Source organism: Acidobacteriota bacterium, from assembly GCA_016713675.1.
Taxonomy (GTDB): Bacteria; Acidobacteriota; Blastocatellia; order Pyrinomonadales; family Pyrinomonadaceae; genus OLB17.
Map to the genome: position 1 here is coordinate 437,491 of JADJOS010000004.1, position 16,169 is coordinate 453,659.

Annotated in this window: 14 protein-coding genes; 2 read left to right on the plus strand and 12 right to left on the minus strand. The window is 50.6% G+C overall.

The genetic code is table 11. From position 1 onward, the window contains the following. Positions 1–100: 100 nt before the first annotated feature. The 12 genes from IPK01_15405 to IPK01_15460 form a co-directional block, all read right to left on the minus strand. Positions 101–763 carry a DUF3667 domain-containing protein gene (locus tag IPK01_15405; GenBank protein MBK7934822.1) on the minus strand — a complete coding sequence of 221 codons (663 nt, stop codon included), beginning with the start codon at positions 761–763 and terminating at the stop codon, positions 101–103. Positions 764–884: 121 nt separating this feature from the next. After that, the gene (locus tag IPK01_15410) at positions 885–1,601 is read right to left on the minus strand and encodes a lipid-binding SYLF domain-containing protein (protein MBK7934823.1); all 717 of its coding nucleotides are present in this window, start codon (positions 1,599–1,601) and stop codon (positions 885–887) included. Between the two features lie 133 nt (positions 1,602–1,734). Next, positions 1,735–2,427: a M28 family peptidase gene (locus tag IPK01_15415; protein MBK7934824.1), complete on the minus strand. Its 693-nt coding sequence runs from the start codon at positions 2,425–2,427 to the stop codon at positions 1,735–1,737. A gap of 11 nt (positions 2,428–2,438) precedes the next feature. Continuing rightward, entirely contained in the window at positions 2,439–3,368 is a 930-nt protein-coding gene (locus IPK01_15420) for a hypothetical protein (protein ID MBK7934825.1), read from the minus strand. Between the two features lie 155 nt (positions 3,369–3,523). After that, positions 3,524–4,642, minus strand: coding sequence for a hypothetical protein (locus IPK01_15425; GenBank protein MBK7934826.1), 1,119 nt, complete (start codon positions 4,640–4,642; stop codon positions 3,524–3,526). A gap of 59 nt (positions 4,643–4,701) precedes the next feature. Next, positions 4,702–5,475, minus strand: a complete 774-nt coding sequence (locus IPK01_15430) for a CPBP family intramembrane metalloprotease (GenBank protein MBK7934827.1) — start codon at positions 5,473–5,475, stop codon at positions 4,702–4,704. A gap of 65 nt (positions 5,476–5,540) precedes the next feature. Further along, positions 5,541–6,314, minus strand: coding sequence for a hypothetical protein (locus IPK01_15435; protein ID MBK7934828.1), 774 nt, complete (start codon positions 6,312–6,314; stop codon positions 5,541–5,543). Positions 6,315–6,440: 126 nt separating this feature from the next. After that, a complete protein-coding gene (locus IPK01_15440; GenBank protein ID MBK7934829.1) occupies positions 6,441–7,232 on the minus strand; it encodes a hypothetical protein in 792 nt (263 codons plus the stop codon). Positions 7,233–7,268: 36 nt separating this feature from the next. Next, positions 7,269–9,161 carry a M1 family metallopeptidase gene (locus tag IPK01_15445; GenBank protein ID MBK7934830.1) on the minus strand — a complete coding sequence of 631 codons (1,893 nt, stop codon included), beginning with the start codon at positions 9,159–9,161 and terminating at the stop codon, positions 7,269–7,271. A gap of 332 nt (positions 9,162–9,493) precedes the next feature. Then, positions 9,494–10,156: a response regulator transcription factor gene (locus IPK01_15450; protein MBK7934831.1), complete on the minus strand. Its 663-nt coding sequence runs from the start codon at positions 10,154–10,156 to the stop codon at positions 9,494–9,496. 1 nt (position 10,157) lies between these two features. Then, complete coding sequence (locus IPK01_15455) at positions 10,158–11,618, minus strand: hypothetical protein (GenBank protein ID MBK7934832.1); 1,461 nt, start codon at positions 11,616–11,618, stop codon at positions 10,158–10,160. A 33-nt stretch (positions 11,619–11,651) separates the two neighbouring features. Next, a complete protein-coding gene (locus IPK01_15460) occupies positions 11,652–13,157 on the minus strand; it encodes a hypothetical protein (GenBank protein ID MBK7934833.1) in 1,506 nt (501 codons plus the stop codon). An 814-nt stretch (positions 13,158–13,971) separates the two neighbouring features. Between IPK01_15460 and IPK01_15465 the strand changes: the two genes are divergently transcribed. Next, positions 13,972–14,757 carry a PorT family protein gene (locus tag IPK01_15465; GenBank protein ID MBK7934834.1) on the plus strand — a complete coding sequence of 262 codons (786 nt, stop codon included), beginning with the start codon at positions 13,972–13,974 and terminating at the stop codon, positions 14,755–14,757. 95 nt (positions 14,758–14,852) lie between these two features. After that, positions 14,853–16,091, plus strand: coding sequence for a replication-associated recombination protein A (locus IPK01_15470; protein MBK7934835.1), 1,239 nt, complete (start codon positions 14,853–14,855; stop codon positions 16,089–16,091). Positions 16,092–16,169: the final 78 nt, after the last annotated feature.

A 16,169-nucleotide genomic window follows, 5' to 3' on the forward strand; every position in this document is an offset into this window, starting at 1 on the left:
TAAAATTATCACCGTTCATTGATCACTCACGACAAAGGCTAGGAGAGCAGCAAACAGAATCAAAAGGGCTGATTGTTTTACGATTGTCATTGGCCAGGATTCACGAAAGACTCTGCGGGCAAAGTAGATACCATAAGCGGTCGTGACCAGAAGATCCGCCAGTACAAACGCTGAATAAGCAAACTGGGTATACTCCCGGAAGACTGCAACAAAAACTAACAATGTAACGGTAAAGATATCCGTTTGCGCTTCGAAATAGATCGCACACAGCAAATTCGACCCAGTTCAATTCTGTTCCACGGTAGAACAATTTCCATAAAACGCCCCAAAAAACAGTGGCGAGCAGCCCGAATATTTGAAAGGCGGTGTTGCCGGTCAGCGGAGAGGCAAATATTGGATCGGCAGTCGCAATTTGCAGCATCTCGCGAATCAAAGCATTTGCGATCATTGCATAAAAATAAAATTTTACGGGATTTATATAACCGACGCGCTGTCCTGCCAGGTATGCATGTACAAATTCACCCGGCCGGCGAGCAAGCTCGATCGATGTCGCGAATGTTTTTGATATATCGATCTTCCTGGCATTGTTATAAATCTCAAAGAATAAGTTCTTCGGAGTATAACGCTCAACAACTGACGGCTGACCACAGACATAGCAATACTCGCCGATCAATGGCTCATCGCAGTTGCAACAAATCCGTGACGACACTTCGGGTTGCAGCTCACTTGTTGGGGCCCTATTTTTGTTGATCGTTTCGTTCAATGACTCTGGCGAGTGGATCCGGACGAATACTCGATCTGGTCGACACGAGTGTCGCCCGCGGCCTTTATTGGGAAAATAACCCGACGACCGCCTTAAGGTCGTCGGGTTGGACCTATTTGACCTATTTCGCGTGTCGCGTCAACGCTCTATGAAACCCAACCGTCGCAGGAGGGATCGAATCGAACGCGATCTTATTTTCTCCGGTTAACATTTCCTTGGCCTCCAGTGAATACAAAAGCTGATTTGTATCGTTGTCCGGGCTGATAACCGCACCCGAGATCGCAACTCCGGCGAATAAGCCCTTGCTTCGCGAGTAGGAAAGGATCTCGGCCTGTAGCTGGGCGTCAGTTGTCGCCCGAATTGTGCGTCCGATAGGGCCGGCGGCGGCGGCGGCCTCACCGCCGATCTCGAATTTATCCTCGAGCAGGTTCTTCAGACTGTCGTCCGTCATGAAAAGCATCACGACATCTGTCGAAGATCCGCCGATCTGGAACCCGACGCTCCCGCCGCCGATCTTGAACATCGCGGGGGCACTCCAACCGCCTTTAACACGACGCGAGATCAATCCCTTTCCACCTCGTCCGCCGATGATAAACGCAGCTTTGATCACACCAGGAAAGACGGCGATCGCCTTCGCCTTTTTCAAGAGGCTTTGCGGTATCGACTTGGCGGGTATCCTCATCAACTCATTTAGCGCCTTGGTCGCATCACCGGAGGTTGTTGCAGCCTCAGCTCGGTTTTTCGCATCTTTTTTCTGTGCGGTCGCATTGGTACCCAAGGCGCACAGCGCTACTACAATGATCAAGGTCCACCCCAGGAATGGTTTTACGATTTTCATTTCTACGTTCTCCCTTATTTATATTGTTTCTATTTTGACCGATCCTGCGAACATGTCAGCAAGATCGGAATAGAACATCCTCCGTTTCGCATCTTCCACGAAATCCGACGAGAAAGCTCGATTGCCAGTTACCTTAGGGCAACGTGTCGCCGCGCTTCAGACCTGAGTACTTATTTCCGGGCAGCCAGGTTGGAGCAGTAGAGGATTGCGCGATGCGATAGCCAAGGATGCCCATCATGTCGGCAACGGTCTTGGCTCCGGGCCAGTGCCAATCCTTGTAAACGTCATCTGTCGGTTGGTGATATTTCGTTTCTTCAAACTCGTTGAATCGGCGAACAAAACCCTCTTTAGTTGATTCCGGCGAGCCAACCAGCATCAACGCGGGCACGCCGCGAGTGACGAACGGATAGTGGTCCGATCGCCCAAAAACTCCCTGTTCGGGTATGGGGTCCTCCATCGGAGTGATGTTATAGGAGCGGGCGACTTCATTGAAAATAGCTCCCAGCGACGAGTATTCGGCTCCGAACCCGACCATATTCTTGATCGGTCCCATGATCTCCGTGCCAATGCCGTCGAGGTTCAGATTAGCAGCGATCTTGGTAATATCCCACTTTGGATTCTGCGCAAAGAAATAGCCGCCCTGCAAGCCATACTCTTCAGCGGTCGTCGAGATGAAGACCAAGGACCGCTTAGGTTTTACCTTCATCTTTGAAAAGGCCTCTGCCACAGCGAGCATCTCACCATTGCCGATCGCGTTGTCGGCCGCAGCATTGTAGATCTTGCCATCCAGCTTTCCGAACCCGTCATAGTGAGCTGTAAACACCACTGCTTCGTTCTTTAGGATCGGGTCGGATCCTCGATGTAACCGACGACATTATGTGAGTTTGCCTGGGTCTGTTTTGATTTCAGATCAAATTTAATGGTCGGCTTCAGAACCATCGGCCGAAATTCGAGATCAGAAGCGTCATCCATCGCCTCTGCAATCGTCATCCCCGATCCGGCGAAGAGCTTTGCTCCGGCCTTGTCCCCCAGAAACATTAACGGCACCGGAGCCCTTTCCTTAGCTTTCGCGACTGTTGCGATGTTGCGTCGAGCTGTCTGATCAACAATGAAATCGTGCTTGTAGAGTTCGCGGCCGTTGCCGACGAGCAGCACGCCCACTGCTCCACGCTGGAACAGAAGCGGAATCGCCGAGGTCTTATCAGTGATCTCCTTCCATTTTTCAGCCGTGTATTTTAGCGGCGGCCCATCGATCAATACAGCGATCTTACCGGTTAGGTCGGCGTCCTTCAGGTCATTTCTGCCAATTTCGTCGGACACCATGCCGTGCCCTACGAAGATCAATTTGCGCTCAGAGCTCATGTCCGCGAGCAGAAGTCCGGCACTCCAATCCTTTCCGTAGATCAGCTTCTCACCGTTGAGGGTAACCGAGGTCTCGTCCGTAAAAACGGTCTCGACAAACGGCATCGATTGCAAAAATGTTCCATTGTCGCCAAGCGGCTTCAGATCCATGTTCTTCATCTGCTCAGCAATCCAGCCCGCCGCCATATCGCCGCCGCGCTGGAGCGTTCCACGCCCTTCAAAACGATCTGAGGAAAGTTCAGAAGTTAGCCGTTTTATCGTCTTTTCCTTTATGTTTTTTGTGAGATCGATCTCAGTCTTACTTAGGTTTGCCTGGGCTAAAAAGCTAACTGAGACTAGAACGATCACAGCAAACGCGGATAGCGTTCTGATTCCGGTTCTAACTTTTACATTCTTGATTTTCATAGTGACTCCGATCGAGCGACTTCATCGGGTAGAAGCTCGAGTTCCTGTACATACTTGTGTTGAATATAAACCCCGACAACTTCGTCCTCGCAAGACCGGCCAAGGCCATCGATTCCCCAAATGGCCCGGCCGGTTCGGGAACAACTTCCCCGGAATTATCTGCACTTCGGATGACTGCCGATATCGTTGATGTGCAAATACTGGTCATCGACAACCGTAACCTGTACACATTGGTTGCTCTGACGACGCCACCAGATCTTGTAGGTCGAGTTGCCGGTGCGAAATGTATCTACATTGCGAAACCCGCGGTTGCGCGTAACCGAGTCTCCCGCCGCAGTTCTGTATCCGATCAGGTCATTTAACGACGCGGGCGTTGAATCGGTATTGCCACCACCGCCCCAGCTGCTCTTTGAATAGTCGATCCTTTGTCCGTCACTTGTACTGACGGTAGCAATGCCTCCACCATTTCGTACCACCGATGAAGTGGACCCGCCAATCGTGATGTAATTTCCGCGTGTGAACGAACCGTAGCTCATGCCTCCGTTAACGTTCGCCGTCACGCTGCCATTGTTGCCTATCGTCAATGTGATCTGTTCGCCACCGGGACCACGTCCATAAAAGGTTCCGCGAGCCCATGACGGGGGCGAGATCTGCCCGCCGGCGTTATTGTTGTTATTGTTGTTGTTAATATTGCCCCAACTGTTCTTTGAGTAGTCGATCCTTTGTCCGTCACTCGTGCTGATCGTGGCAATGCCCCCGCCGTTTCGCACAACCGAGGAAGTAGATCCGCCAATCGTGATGTAATTTCCGCGTGTGAACGAACCGTAGCTCATGCCGCCGTTAACGTTCGCCGTCACGCTGCCATTGTTGCTGATCGTCAATGTGATCTGTTCACCGCGTGGGCCGGTCGCATAAAATGTCCCTTTCGCCCAACTTGGAGGATTCACTTGTCCGCCGTTGTTATTGCCGCCCCAGTTCCCGCCTGAACTTTGATTGCAATCGGCGGCTCCGACCGAAACGATCGACTCATACCTTCCGTCATACGTTACGACGGACAGGCAGGTCTGGGTATTCGATCGCCACCAATTTGCATACGAGCGATCACCGCCCTTTTCTCTTTTAACGAACCGATATCCGCGGTTACGGAGCGCAGATTCGCCGCTCGATGCTCGTGCACCAATAAGGTCTGCAACATCACCCGGTGCGTTCTGAGACATTACTGAAACCCCTGTGAGTAGTGCAATTGCCCACATAGAAAGTAATTTTTTGAACATAACTAAACTCCTTTGATCTAATGAAATTTAAGGAAACCAAAGCCGTCGAGAACTTTGTTCTAGGCCATGATTTCCTCGTTTGATTTATTTCCGATTCCCCGCAACAGCCAGAGGGCGTACAGGAAATTCGGCATTACGAACAATATCGGCGCAAGTACGGACATGACAGTCGGATCGGCCGGAGCTGGAGCAGCATGATGCCCGCCGCGAGAGCCTAGCGCAAAGATCCCAAAGTCCCATAGCCAGTGAATGATCATAGCGGGAATGATCGAGCCTGTCCGTATTAGGATGGCAATGAACAGAAGCCCGGACATTGCCGCCGCAACAGCTTGAACGGCAGCCGAGCCCCAGTCGCCGGTTGTGAATCCATTAAAAACGTGTACCGCTCCAAAGATGACGGATGTGAGCGTGATCGCTCCTATCGGCCGAAGAGCCGACCTGGCACCACTAAACAAGATGCCTCTAAATGCAAGTTCTTCAGAGATCCCAACAAGCAGGGTGTTGATCCCAACGAAAAGGATCGCCTGAGCCGGCGGGAATCCGAGCAATACGGACAATATAAAGAAGACCAGAATGAACAGCACGGGCAGCCAAAGGATCAAAAGGCTTTTTGTACTTCGGATGGGTGTAAGCCCCGAATCGCTAGACCAACCAAAGAACCTAACGACGCCGATCAAGAAGATGAGACCCAGGATCAAACTTATTGAGATCTGTCGGCTGACCATCTCGGCCTGTCTCATGGTTCCATCGCCGACCTCCAACTTTGCGCCGACCAATATGATGACCAGGTAAATGACCACGACGACGAAAGAGATAACGAACCTTTTATTCATATGGGCCTCTTCATTAAGAATTTGAGGTTCGGGCCAGAGCAGCTTGTTCTGACCCGCGCTCAATATCACTTACAGTTTTTTATGTTGCTGCGCAGAATCGAACCCACTTTGCCGTTTCTGACAGCAAACTGAACGCACTGGCCGGTCTCTTCATTCTTCCAGTATGTATAGCTCGTCGATCCGACCTTCCGACCTTTAACATTGCGGAAGCCTCGAGATTCCATTTCAGTCTCAGCACCCGGGGCCCTCGAACCGACTAGATCGCGAAGGTCAACTTGCGATGAGGTACCCGCCGAAGGACCGGCGCCCGAAGTGCAGTCCGCCTCGGGCCCTTTCACGATCGAATCATATCGGCCTTCTACGGTAGCAACGGTCAAACAGACCTTGCTCGAAGCCTTCCACCAATTTGAGTAGGCTCGGCCGTCCTGTTTCACTGTCTTAATGAATTTGAATCCACGATTCTTGAGTTCAGATTCACCGCCCGAAGCACGAGCTCCGACCAAGTCCTCGAATTGGTCCGATCCGATTCCGGCCGTCGAACCTGAACCGTTACCTTGGTCGCAATCCAACGCAGGAGCAATAACGATAGAATCGTACCGGCCCTCTACTGTGGCCACAGTGATGCAGGTTTTAGACGAGGACTTCCACCAGTTCGACCATTTCCGGTCTTCACCTTCGGTTGTCTTCACAAATTTGTAGCCCAAACGCTGAAGCGTGGTCTCTCCGCTCGACGCTCGAGCTCCGACAACGCTTCGCAGTTCGCTCGGAGTGTCTTGGGCCTGTACATTACCGATCCCCAAGAGTACGGCGGTAAACAAAAGTAAATATCGTAATTTCATATTCTTCTCTCAAAAATTAAAACTTCTTTGGCGAAATCGTTTTGTTAGCGAACCACTACCCAATATTGAAAAGCTAAAAATGACGGCTATCGCAAATCACTGGTCGGCGATAGCCATCCATGGATCTTAGCGGCAATACGGCGAAGATCCGATGTCCCTGACGTTCTCATAGCGACCGTCAGAAACGATTACTTGAACACATTGACGCGAGTTGCCGTTGAACCAAATCTGATAACTTGCGTCGCCCACCTTGTATGTATTTCGGTTCTGAAATCCGCGCGAATTCATCGCATTCTCGGCACCCGAAGCCCGGTCGCCTTGAAGGTCTTTCACGTTTACGTGCGGACGATACCCGCCCCAACCCGAATGGTATGAGGTATTGTTGTTCCTTTCCCTGACTCCGGACGCGTAGCCCGAACTGTAATCTCGTGAATTGTTCCAATTGTGATAACTTGTGTTGTAAAGCCCGTCTCGGTGACCACGCTCATACTCCGACTCTCTGTTACCATCTTCCCAATGCCTGTCATCGTCGTGATCGTGTGCCTTGTGGACGATTGCAGCAGTACCGCCGATCGCCGCGGCCGCGGCGATCGCGATCGCAACCTTGCTGGTGGTACTTAGACCGCTTTTCTTTCCGCAGTCTTCCTTCTCGGCGTCGTCTATCTTGCTGTATTTCCCGTCCGTCGTGAGCACCATGACACATTTCTTTTTGCTTGAGTTCCACCAATAGCTCCAGCTGCCATTCTCGTCCTTTGAAGTATGGTGGTGCTCATACCCACGCGTCTCGAGTTCGGTCTCGCCGCCCGCAGCCTTCGTATCCACAAGATCCGTGAGTTTGTCAGCCTGGGCAAACCCGGTTACCGCAAAGATCGCAGTCAGCAGAAGAACACCCAAAACTTTTCCGTTAATTGACATCATATTTTCTCCCAATTTATTTACCTTGATCGCAGGCGATCACTTTGGCCACTTATTGTCGGCCGGGTTCGCGTCCATGAAGATTCCACCGTTTAGTACCAATGACCTGACGGCTTTTGGTTGACTTAGCCTGACTAGGGTCTCTTTCATGTTCAATCTCCAGACATCCGGCCCTTGGCGGATCGTTTCTGTCGAACCATCGTTGAAAGTCACGACCAGATCTGCCGGGGCAGGATAGCCGCCGATGTTTTGAATCGTCACAAGAGTGCTGCCGCTCTCAGTTTTAACGTCAGTGATCGCGTGGTCTATGTAGCCGTTCGAAAAGAACCATGCGTTCCAGAACCAATTGAGTTCTTTGCCTGTGTGAGTATTGAACGAATAGAACATATCCCACGGGATCGGGTGCTTTCCGTTCCAGTCGTTCATGAAACCGTGCAGGCCCTTTCGGAAATCTGAATCGCCGAGGAGTTCCTTGAGTGCAAGATATCCCAAAGCCGCCTTACCATACTTGTTATCGCCATACACTGGAAAGAGTCCTGAAACGGCCTGCTCCGGCGTCATGATCGGCAGATCGGTCGAGGAGTCGGTTCCGTTGATCCATCCATTGACGCGATACTTAACAAACAATGGGTCAGTAAACTCCTTGCCAAATCGTTTGGTATTGAACATGTGTTCGAACGCGGTCGTCCATCCCTCTTCCATAAACGAATAGCGGCGCTCGTTGATGCCCATGTAAAACGGAAAATATGTGTGCAATATCTCGTGAGCAGCTATGAAATGCTGCATCTGCGGATCTTCTTGCGAGCTGTCGTTGGCCATCATCGGCGCTTCCATATCCGCACTTCCTCTGAAAATGGTCATCTTCGGATATGGATAGGGAATACCCGGCCAGTCATTTGAAGCAAAATCGAGCGCAGACTTGATATACGTCACCATGTTGGCGAAATTCTTCGACGGGTCGTCATACGCCGCCTGAGTCGCAACTCGACGGCCGGTCTTTCTATCGACAATTAGGCTGCTCGCGTCCCAATTGTAATGGTCACTGAGGCCGTATACTATGTCGGGAACGAAGTCAGATCTCCACTTCCATGTGACCGTCGGCGTTTGAGCGGTGACCGTCCCGGCCTTGATCTCCGCAGCCGACGCGACCCTGATCACCTCATCACTCGTGAGTGATCGTCTAAGGCGTTCGGCGTGTTTTGGTTGCAGGACCTCCTCGATATTCGTCAAATTCCCGGTACCCCAAACGATGAAGTTCTTTGGCACCGTCACCTCAACGTTGTAGTCGTTAAATTCCGCATAAAATTCGTGGCCGCCGAGCAAATGCTGGTCAGTATCCCACCCGTTTACGTTGTCCAGGACCGCGACACGCGGATAGAAGTACGCAATGTAAAAGGTCGTCTCGTCGATCGCTCCGTCGCGATCAGATTTTTCTGCCAGATCGTAGTGCCACCTAAAACTAACGGTAGTTGAGCCACCCGGCGGGATCGGTTTCTCAAGATCGACCGCGTTCAAGGTTAGCCCCTTTGTGTCGATAAGCGGCTTCCAGGGTCGGGCCTTCCCATTCTCAGAAAATTCATCGATCACTGCATCAGCGGTCAACTGCCGAGCATCGACGTTTTTTTCACGAGCCGCTTCAGGTGCGTGAGCGTTCATCTCGAGACGTAGAATGAGTCGGCCAAGGGGCTGAGGGCTATTGTTCGTGAAAACTATATCTTGTGAGCCATTTACTCTCCGGCTAGGTGGGGTAACTGATATCTTGATGTTGTGAGTTGATTTGTTTTGGAAGTACTTCGGACTTGGCTTGCCGTCCATCGAACGCAAACCGGCCTTGTAAGCAGCCTTCACATTTCGCGGCATGTATAGTCCCTGTGAATATGTGTTGATCGACCACAAAAGGATCAACAGGACTGCTAAATATTTGACTTTCATGATTCTCCTAAACAGAAAATGCAAAATACCTTCTTGGGTACAAACGCGATCTGGATTCGTACGAAGAAATTTCCAATAAGATTGCAAGGATATAGAAGTATTGAATGCGTTTTGGAGGGGTGCCTCGAACTGACCGAGAGCGGTTGCATTCAATTTCCGTTTCAATATCGAGCCCAGGTCAGGATAAGATCCCGTTCCATCGCTAAAATTAAGTGAGGTGGATAGACACGACACTCGCCCGAACAGTTCCTTAAAAAAGATAGTCTAGACGAACGTAAATTGAAGTGAAATACGAATCACTACTGAAAAATCCTACGTGTTTCTACGTATTTTCAGGCAAGGCGGTTGATCTCTTGCTTATGATGGATAGCAAACTTAAAGAGGGCGTTCGGGCCATTCAGACCAAGCTTGGTGCAGATATTGTATCGATGAGTTTCTACTGTCCTGACGGTGACGAAAAGAGCTTCGGCGATCTCTCGGCTCGTCATAGATTCCGTTACAAGTTTCAGTACATTGCGTTCTGCTTGTGAAAGGGTACTTAAAAATGGAGCTATTTCTGTTCGTTTTGGAGTTTCGGCGTTCTCGAGGATCAGATCGTTCAATGCCGGGCTTAGATAGATGTTTCCTTCCGCTACACGCTTGATGCAGTTGCCGATCTCGTTCAAGGCCGAATCTTTCAATACGTAACCAATTACACCTAGCGATCTAAGTGAACGCAGAATAGAATTATCTTTGTGCATCGTCAGAAAGACGATCTTGACCGGGAGTCCAAGTGCTTTTAACTCACGGGCGGTCTCGATGCCGTCCTTTACCGGCATATCGACGTCCAATATCAATACGTCCGGCCGAAGATCCCGGGTAAGCTCGATCGCTGTCTCGCCGTTGTCTGCTTCGCCAATTACCTTGAGATTCTTATTTTTTTCGATGGTAACCGATAAGCCTTGCCGAAATATCGGGTGGTCGTCGACGATCACTACGTTTATTGACTTCGACATATTACTTCTTAAGCCTAATGTGTATACGCGTTCCATCAGAGTCTCGCGATTCGATATTTATCTCGCCGCCCAGCAACTTTACCCGCTGCAAAACGCTCTGCACGCCGAACCCTCGGGTCGAGCCGTTTGACTCAAAATATTGGTTTGTCGCAAAACCCTTGCCATAGTCGGCGATCAAAATAGAAACGGTATCGCCCATTCGAAGGATCGATACTCTGCCCCTCGGACTTTCGGAATGCTTAATAATATTGTTTAGACATTCTTGGACGACCCGATATATGCTCAGCTCGGCCTCCTCCGGGAAAAGACCGTCAATATTATCGAGTTTTAGTTCAAAAATTACGCCGGTGGCACTTTCGATCTGCTCGGTGATGTTTCTGATCGCGTCGGTCAATCCAAATCGTCTAAGATTCTGAGGCGATAGATTTCTAACGATCGCTCTGGTTTCGTGGAGAGCTTGAGCCGCCGTTTCCGAGATCTGCTGCAATCGTTCTTGCACTTCAGCCGGATCTTCGGAGGCGTCAAGTCCAAGATGAGCCCAATTCCTGATGATTAGCAGATTTTGGCCAAGTCCGTCGTGAAGTTCGGTTGCAATGCGTCCGCGTTCACTCTCTTGTGCATTCAGCAACTGCTTTGAAAACTCGACTTGCTTCAGACGGCGAGATTCAAGCTGACCCATTCGTATCCTATAACCCACGATCGCGACAATCGACAGAGCGAATAGTCCGAAAAGAGCAAACCATGAAGTCTGCCAAAAATACTTGTCCACAACGATCGAAAGGACCGCCGTATTCTCGCTCATAACCCCGTTAGCGTTCACGGCTCGAACCTGAAATGTGTAGTCGCCTCCGGGCAGATATGGATAGAACGCTGTCCGTCGGGTACCCGCATCGGTCCAGTCACCGTCAAGTCCATCCAGCTTGTAAAAAAAGCGGATACTCTCAGGCTTAGAAAAGCTCAGGCCGGTAAATCGGATTTCCAAATCTCGTTGCCCTATCGGGATCGACATGGAATTTGTTTTGCTGATCTCTACCGGGGCGGATTGTGATCGGCCGTCGTCGGGCCTGGTAGACGCCCCCTCGATGATAACCTTGGGTGCCGTTCGGATGGTCAAAGTCGGATCGATGATAACAACGTCTTTGATCGTCGGAAACCAGAGTCGACCGTCACGTGTTTTGATTCCGGCATATTGATGTCCACCACTTGCTTCGCTGCTTTTCATGCCATCGGCAACTCCATAAACCGAGCCGATGATCGAGCTCTTATCGTGATCAGCAACAGAATTCAACTCGTCGCGGCCAACCGAAAATATTCCGAGATTTCCCAAAACCCAAAATCTGCCCGCATCGTCTACGAGGATTCTGGAAACAAAATTGTCATGGAGGCCCTGAGCGGTCGTAATCGCCTCCAACTTACCTTCACGGAGCCGATTTATCCCGCCGCCATAGGTTCCTAGCCACATTGTCCCGTCGTCGTCCTCCACCACCTCGCCAACCTAATTCCCCGATAGTCCATTTTCAGGAGTGATATTTTCAAATTTGCCGTCTTTGAATTTGCTGACGCCGCCAATTGCACCGATCCATATAGTATTGTCTCTTGTTTGAGTAATGAAGTGCACACTATTGCCGACCAGTCCTTCATGGGTCGTGAAATGGGTATACTCATTATCCGCGAATTTCCAAAGTCCATTTGGGGTTCCGATCCACAACCCTGAATTCCGATCGAAATATAACGAATTGATCTGCCCGAGCCTTACCTGTGGCGGGATCGAGATCCTTCCGTTATTTACGGTGTATAATCCCGAACGCCCCCCGACCCAAAGCACATTGTTGCGGTCAAAAGCTAAGGCCGAGAGCAGCTCGGGACCGCCGGAGGGGCTCGAAATATCTATCTTTTCGACCTTGCGGCCTTTTACTTTTAATAAATCATGCCCGGCTAACCATACCGTGCCCTCCGAGTCCTCAGAAACTGAATACCGAGCCCACACATCCATGTCAGTAAAGTCTCCGACCATGGCGATCTTCCTTCGGGTTAACCGGACCAGTCCGTCGGATTCTGTAGCGAGCCAGATGTTGTCCTCCTTATCGAAAAATAATGCACGTGAACCTCCGGTCACATAGTCCCTAATATCATGGGTGACCATTTCGCCGTCGCTAAACTCGTGTAAGAGATTCCCTCCCTGACACCATAGATCGTTGGATTCGAAGGCCGGAGTACACCCCCCAAGAGTGACATCGCTATTCTTTGGCAGGATCGGGGAGTACTTTCCATCTTCGAACCAGCCAAGCGACGAGATCGTCTCAACGATCATCCTGCCATCGTCAGCAAATTCGATATTGAGGATGTTAATGGGAAGGGGCAGACCCAACGAGTCTGCCCTAACCACATGATCACCTTGAATAAGGAAAGCCCTTCCGTTCGAGGTCCAAACATTGTTACCAGGGCCTTTCGCCAACCCAAATGCTCGCTCTCTGGATATTATTTTTACAGAGTCAGCTATCACTGAGCCATCCTCGTTAAAGGCGAACCGCTCGATGCCCGAATCGGATGCAATATAAAGCCTGCCTTCGTCGTCCTCCACGAACTGCCAGACTGTTACTCGTCTGAAATCAGGAGCCGATATAAATTCACTGAATTTTCCGTCAACAAGCGTATATACCTGGCCCGATTCAGTTCCGATCCAGAGGTTCTTCCTCCGGTCTTCGTAAAGCGATAATACACGACTGCTGGCGAGACCTGGTGAATTGGTTGAATCGAAAATAGTGAACTTAATGCCATCGAATCTTGCCAATCCACCGAACGTACCAAGCCATATATACCCGTCACTTGTTTGAAGTATCGAGGTGACCGTGTTTTGCGGCAATCCGTCTTCAGTTGTCCACTTCTTGATCAACAGATCATTCGTTTTCGCCCCGATAAATTTGCTCGCCGCCCACACATCCTGAGTCGCCACCAGAATTAATGCTGACAGAAAGACAAGAAATCGAAGCTGTGAGGTCATAGATGTGCTTGATTTCCATCATATACAAATGTTGATCAAATTGTTATCAGCAAATCGGCATTCAAATAGTGGTTTCGTCAATTCGCAATAGATCGACTCATATATCCAAGCGATATTTGCCGGCAATCGGTACCATACGATACAGCTACAATATCGAACGAAGTTCTGAGTTTGTTACTCGACAGCCAGCCACTTACACCGCGGACATCTTTTGATTCATTTCGTAGCTGGTTTGAAAGTAACGATTCCGATTCAGACGGGCCAATTTGCATGATATTCAGGACGATTGAAAACAAATTTGCTGGTTACGAATGGCCACGGAGATCGAAACACTGACACAACTTGCTTCCGAACGGATCTGCTCTAAGAATCCGATTACATTGAAGGTATAATGGCCAGAACCCGAAAGAATGTCCGTTTCTTACCGACATTCGACCTCAACGAATTGGAATCGCCGCCAAAATGGTCAAATTCGGATGCAATTCTCGCCCAACGACTTCTCCAACCATGAAAGTGCAACAAACCCTCCAAACAACAATGAGAGGGGCTTAACCATCCAATGAGAAATGATCTTAAACCGTTACGTATAAATGGTTTTATGACCTAATCCAAATTCAGGGAATCTGAATTTGAAGACTGAAAATCCGCGTGTCGGCGGTTCGACCCCGTCTCTGGCCACCAATATTTCTAAGAAGGCTGCGTCCGCCGACGCGGCTTTTTTATTGTGTTGATGTCGCTCGCGGGCTTGCCAAAGAGGTAGAATCGCGCGATATTTCGGTAATAACAACTGTTTGGCCAACTAACAGGAGATACGATGTCAAAATCACGTCAACTTATACTTGTACTCACAATAATTTTGCTGAATTCGGCGGTCTTGTTCGCACAGAACGGTGAACGCGAGATATTTGTTGGTCTGAAGGCCGGTTTTTCGCTGCCAAATCTGGTCGGCGGCAGCGATCAGGAGATCACTCGCGATTACAAATCGCGGTTTGCCGCAAATTTCGGCGGTTTTGTCGATGTGCAGCTGCACAAGAACACATCGCTGCAGTTTGAGATCGATTATGCACCGCAGGGCGGCAAGCGTAACGGCATCCAGCCCGTGACGCAGCCGATCCCGGGACTTCCGGTTCTGCCGGCGGGCAATTATTACTTCGCAAATTTCAACAATACTGCGAAGCTCGACTACATTGAGTTCCCTGTTTTGCTGAAATACCGTGTCGCAAAGCAGAAGAAAGTCGGTTTTTACTTGAACGGCGGGCCGTATTTTGGATATCTGATGAAGGCGACGCAGGTGACGAGCGGGACGAGCTCGTTGTTTCTCGACAATCGCGGCACGGTCCCCGTCCTGATCGGCCCGAACACACCGTTTCCGTCGATACCTTTCAATGCTGAGACCGATGTGACCGATAGTTTGAACAGATTCAACTTCGGCGTCACGGGCGGCGGCGGCATCACGTTCAAACAGAAAAAGAATTACTTCTTCGTCGACGGCCGCGTCGCATATGGTTTGACGACATTACAAAAAGACACCATCAACGACGGCAAAAGCCGCACCGGAAACCTCGTGATCTCATTCGGATATGCATTTAGCGTGAAGTAGTCTGCGTTCAGAGTTACGCCTTTAGGAGTGATGTTTTGGAAGAATCACGCCCAAAGGCGTAACTCTTAGCGCTGGTCTATAATCAATGCAATACGATGGAACCTCTCGCTAATCAGATCAGGCCGGTGAGCTTGGACGAATATGTCGGGCAGCAGCACCTTGTCGGGGCGGGCAAGCCGCTGCGGCTGGCGATCGAGCAAGGGCATGTGTTCTCGTTCGTGCTGTGGGGCACGCCGGGGACGGGCAAGACGACGCTCGCTCGCATTTATGCCAACGCGATAAACGCTGAGTTTCACGAACTCTCGGCTGTGTCGGCCGGCAAAGATGATATACGGAAGATCGTCGCCGCCGAAGTGGGGGAGAAAGGGCGAAAGGGAGTTGGGGAGCTGTTTGACGGCGACGACGAGAGAACCACCCCGTCCGCCCAAAGCGGCGGCCGCCCCTCCTTGGTAAGGAGGGGAGCTGAAGATCAAAGACCGAAGGTACTCTTTTTAGACGAGATCCATCGGTTTAATAAGGCTCAGCAGGATTTTTTGCTGCCTTTTGTCGAGAGCGGGCGGCTCGTATTGATCGGTGCGACGACCGAGAATCCGAGCTTTGAGGTGATACCGGCGTTGCTGTCGCGGCTGCGTGTTTTTGTGCTTGAGGAGTTCTCCGACGCCGACATGGCCGCGATCATCGCCCGCACCGGTTTCGAACTCGACGACACTGCCAAACAGTGGCTCATCGAAATGGCTAACGGCGACGCCCGCCAGGCGATAACGATGATCGAGAACACTTCGCGGCTGTACGACACGATCACGCTCGAAACCCTCAAAGAAACGCTGCAGAGCAAGTTTCTCCGTTATGACAAAAAGGGCGAGGAACATTACAACGTCATCTCGGCATTCATCAAATCGATGCGGGCGAGCCGGGCGGACGCCGCGATGTACTACCTCGCACGCATGATCGAATCGGGCGAGGACCCCAAGTTCATCGCTCGCCGCATGGTCATCTTCGCGTCTGAGGACATCGGCATCGCACAGCCCACCGCACTCGTCGTCGCAAATGCCGTATTTCAAGCAGTAACAACGATCGGTATGCCCGAATGTGCTCTGAATCTCGCCCACGGCGTCGCTTATCTCGCAAACGCCGCCAAAGACCGCAGTGCCACGAACGCCATCGGTGCGGCTATTGAAGACGCCAAAAAACTCGGTAATCTGCCCGTGCCGATGAAGATCCGAAACGCCCCGACCAAGCTCATGAAAGATCTGGGCTACGGTAAGGACGAAGGCAACGATCCCGAGGACGACCTGATGCCGGACAAGCTTCGCGGACGAAAGTACTTTGACTGATCGGCATTGATCTAAAATAGTTCTTTACATTCGCATCAAAGCAATATTATACTGACCGAAATACGATTCCGGTCAGTG

Coding starts and splice junctions, on each gene's coding strand:
- IPK01_15420 (MBK7934825.1), bottom strand. CDS start 3,368: ATGAAAATCAAGAATGTAAAAGTTAGAACCGGAATCAGAACGCTATCC.
- IPK01_15425 (MBK7934826.1), bottom strand. CDS start 4,642: ATGTTCAAAAAATTACTTTCTATGTGGGCAATTGCACTACTCACAGGG.
- IPK01_15450 (MBK7934831.1), bottom strand. CDS start 10,156: ATGTCGAAGTCAATAAACGTAGTGATCGTCGACGACCACCCGATATTT.
- IPK01_15440 (MBK7934829.1), bottom strand. CDS start 7,232: ATGATGTCAATTAACGGAAAAGTTTTGGGTGTTCTTCTGCTGACTGCG.
- IPK01_15460 (MBK7934833.1), bottom strand. CDS start 13,157: ATGACCTCACAGCTTCGATTTCTTGTCTTTCTGTCAGCATTAATTCTG.
- IPK01_15435 (MBK7934828.1), bottom strand. CDS start 6,314: ATGAAATTACGATATTTACTTTTGTTTACCGCCGTACTCTTGGGGATC.
- IPK01_15430 (MBK7934827.1), bottom strand. CDS start 5,475: ATGAATAAAAGGTTCGTTATCTCTTTCGTCGTCGTGGTCATTTACCTG.
- IPK01_15455 (MBK7934832.1), bottom strand. CDS start 11,618: ATGTGGCTAGGAACCTATGGCGGCGGGATAAATCGGCTCCGTGAAGGT.
- IPK01_15410 (MBK7934823.1), bottom strand. CDS start 1,601: ATGAAAATCGTAAAACCATTCCTGGGGTGGACCTTGATCATTGTAGTA.
- IPK01_15465 (MBK7934834.1), top strand. CDS start 13,972: ATGTCAAAATCACGTCAACTTATACTTGTACTCACAATAATTTTGCTG.
- IPK01_15470 (MBK7934835.1), top strand. CDS start 14,853: ATGGAACCTCTCGCTAATCAGATCAGGCCGGTGAGCTTGGACGAATAT.
- IPK01_15445 (MBK7934830.1), bottom strand. CDS start 9,161: ATGAAAGTCAAATATTTAGCAGTCCTGTTGATCCTTTTGTGGTCGATC.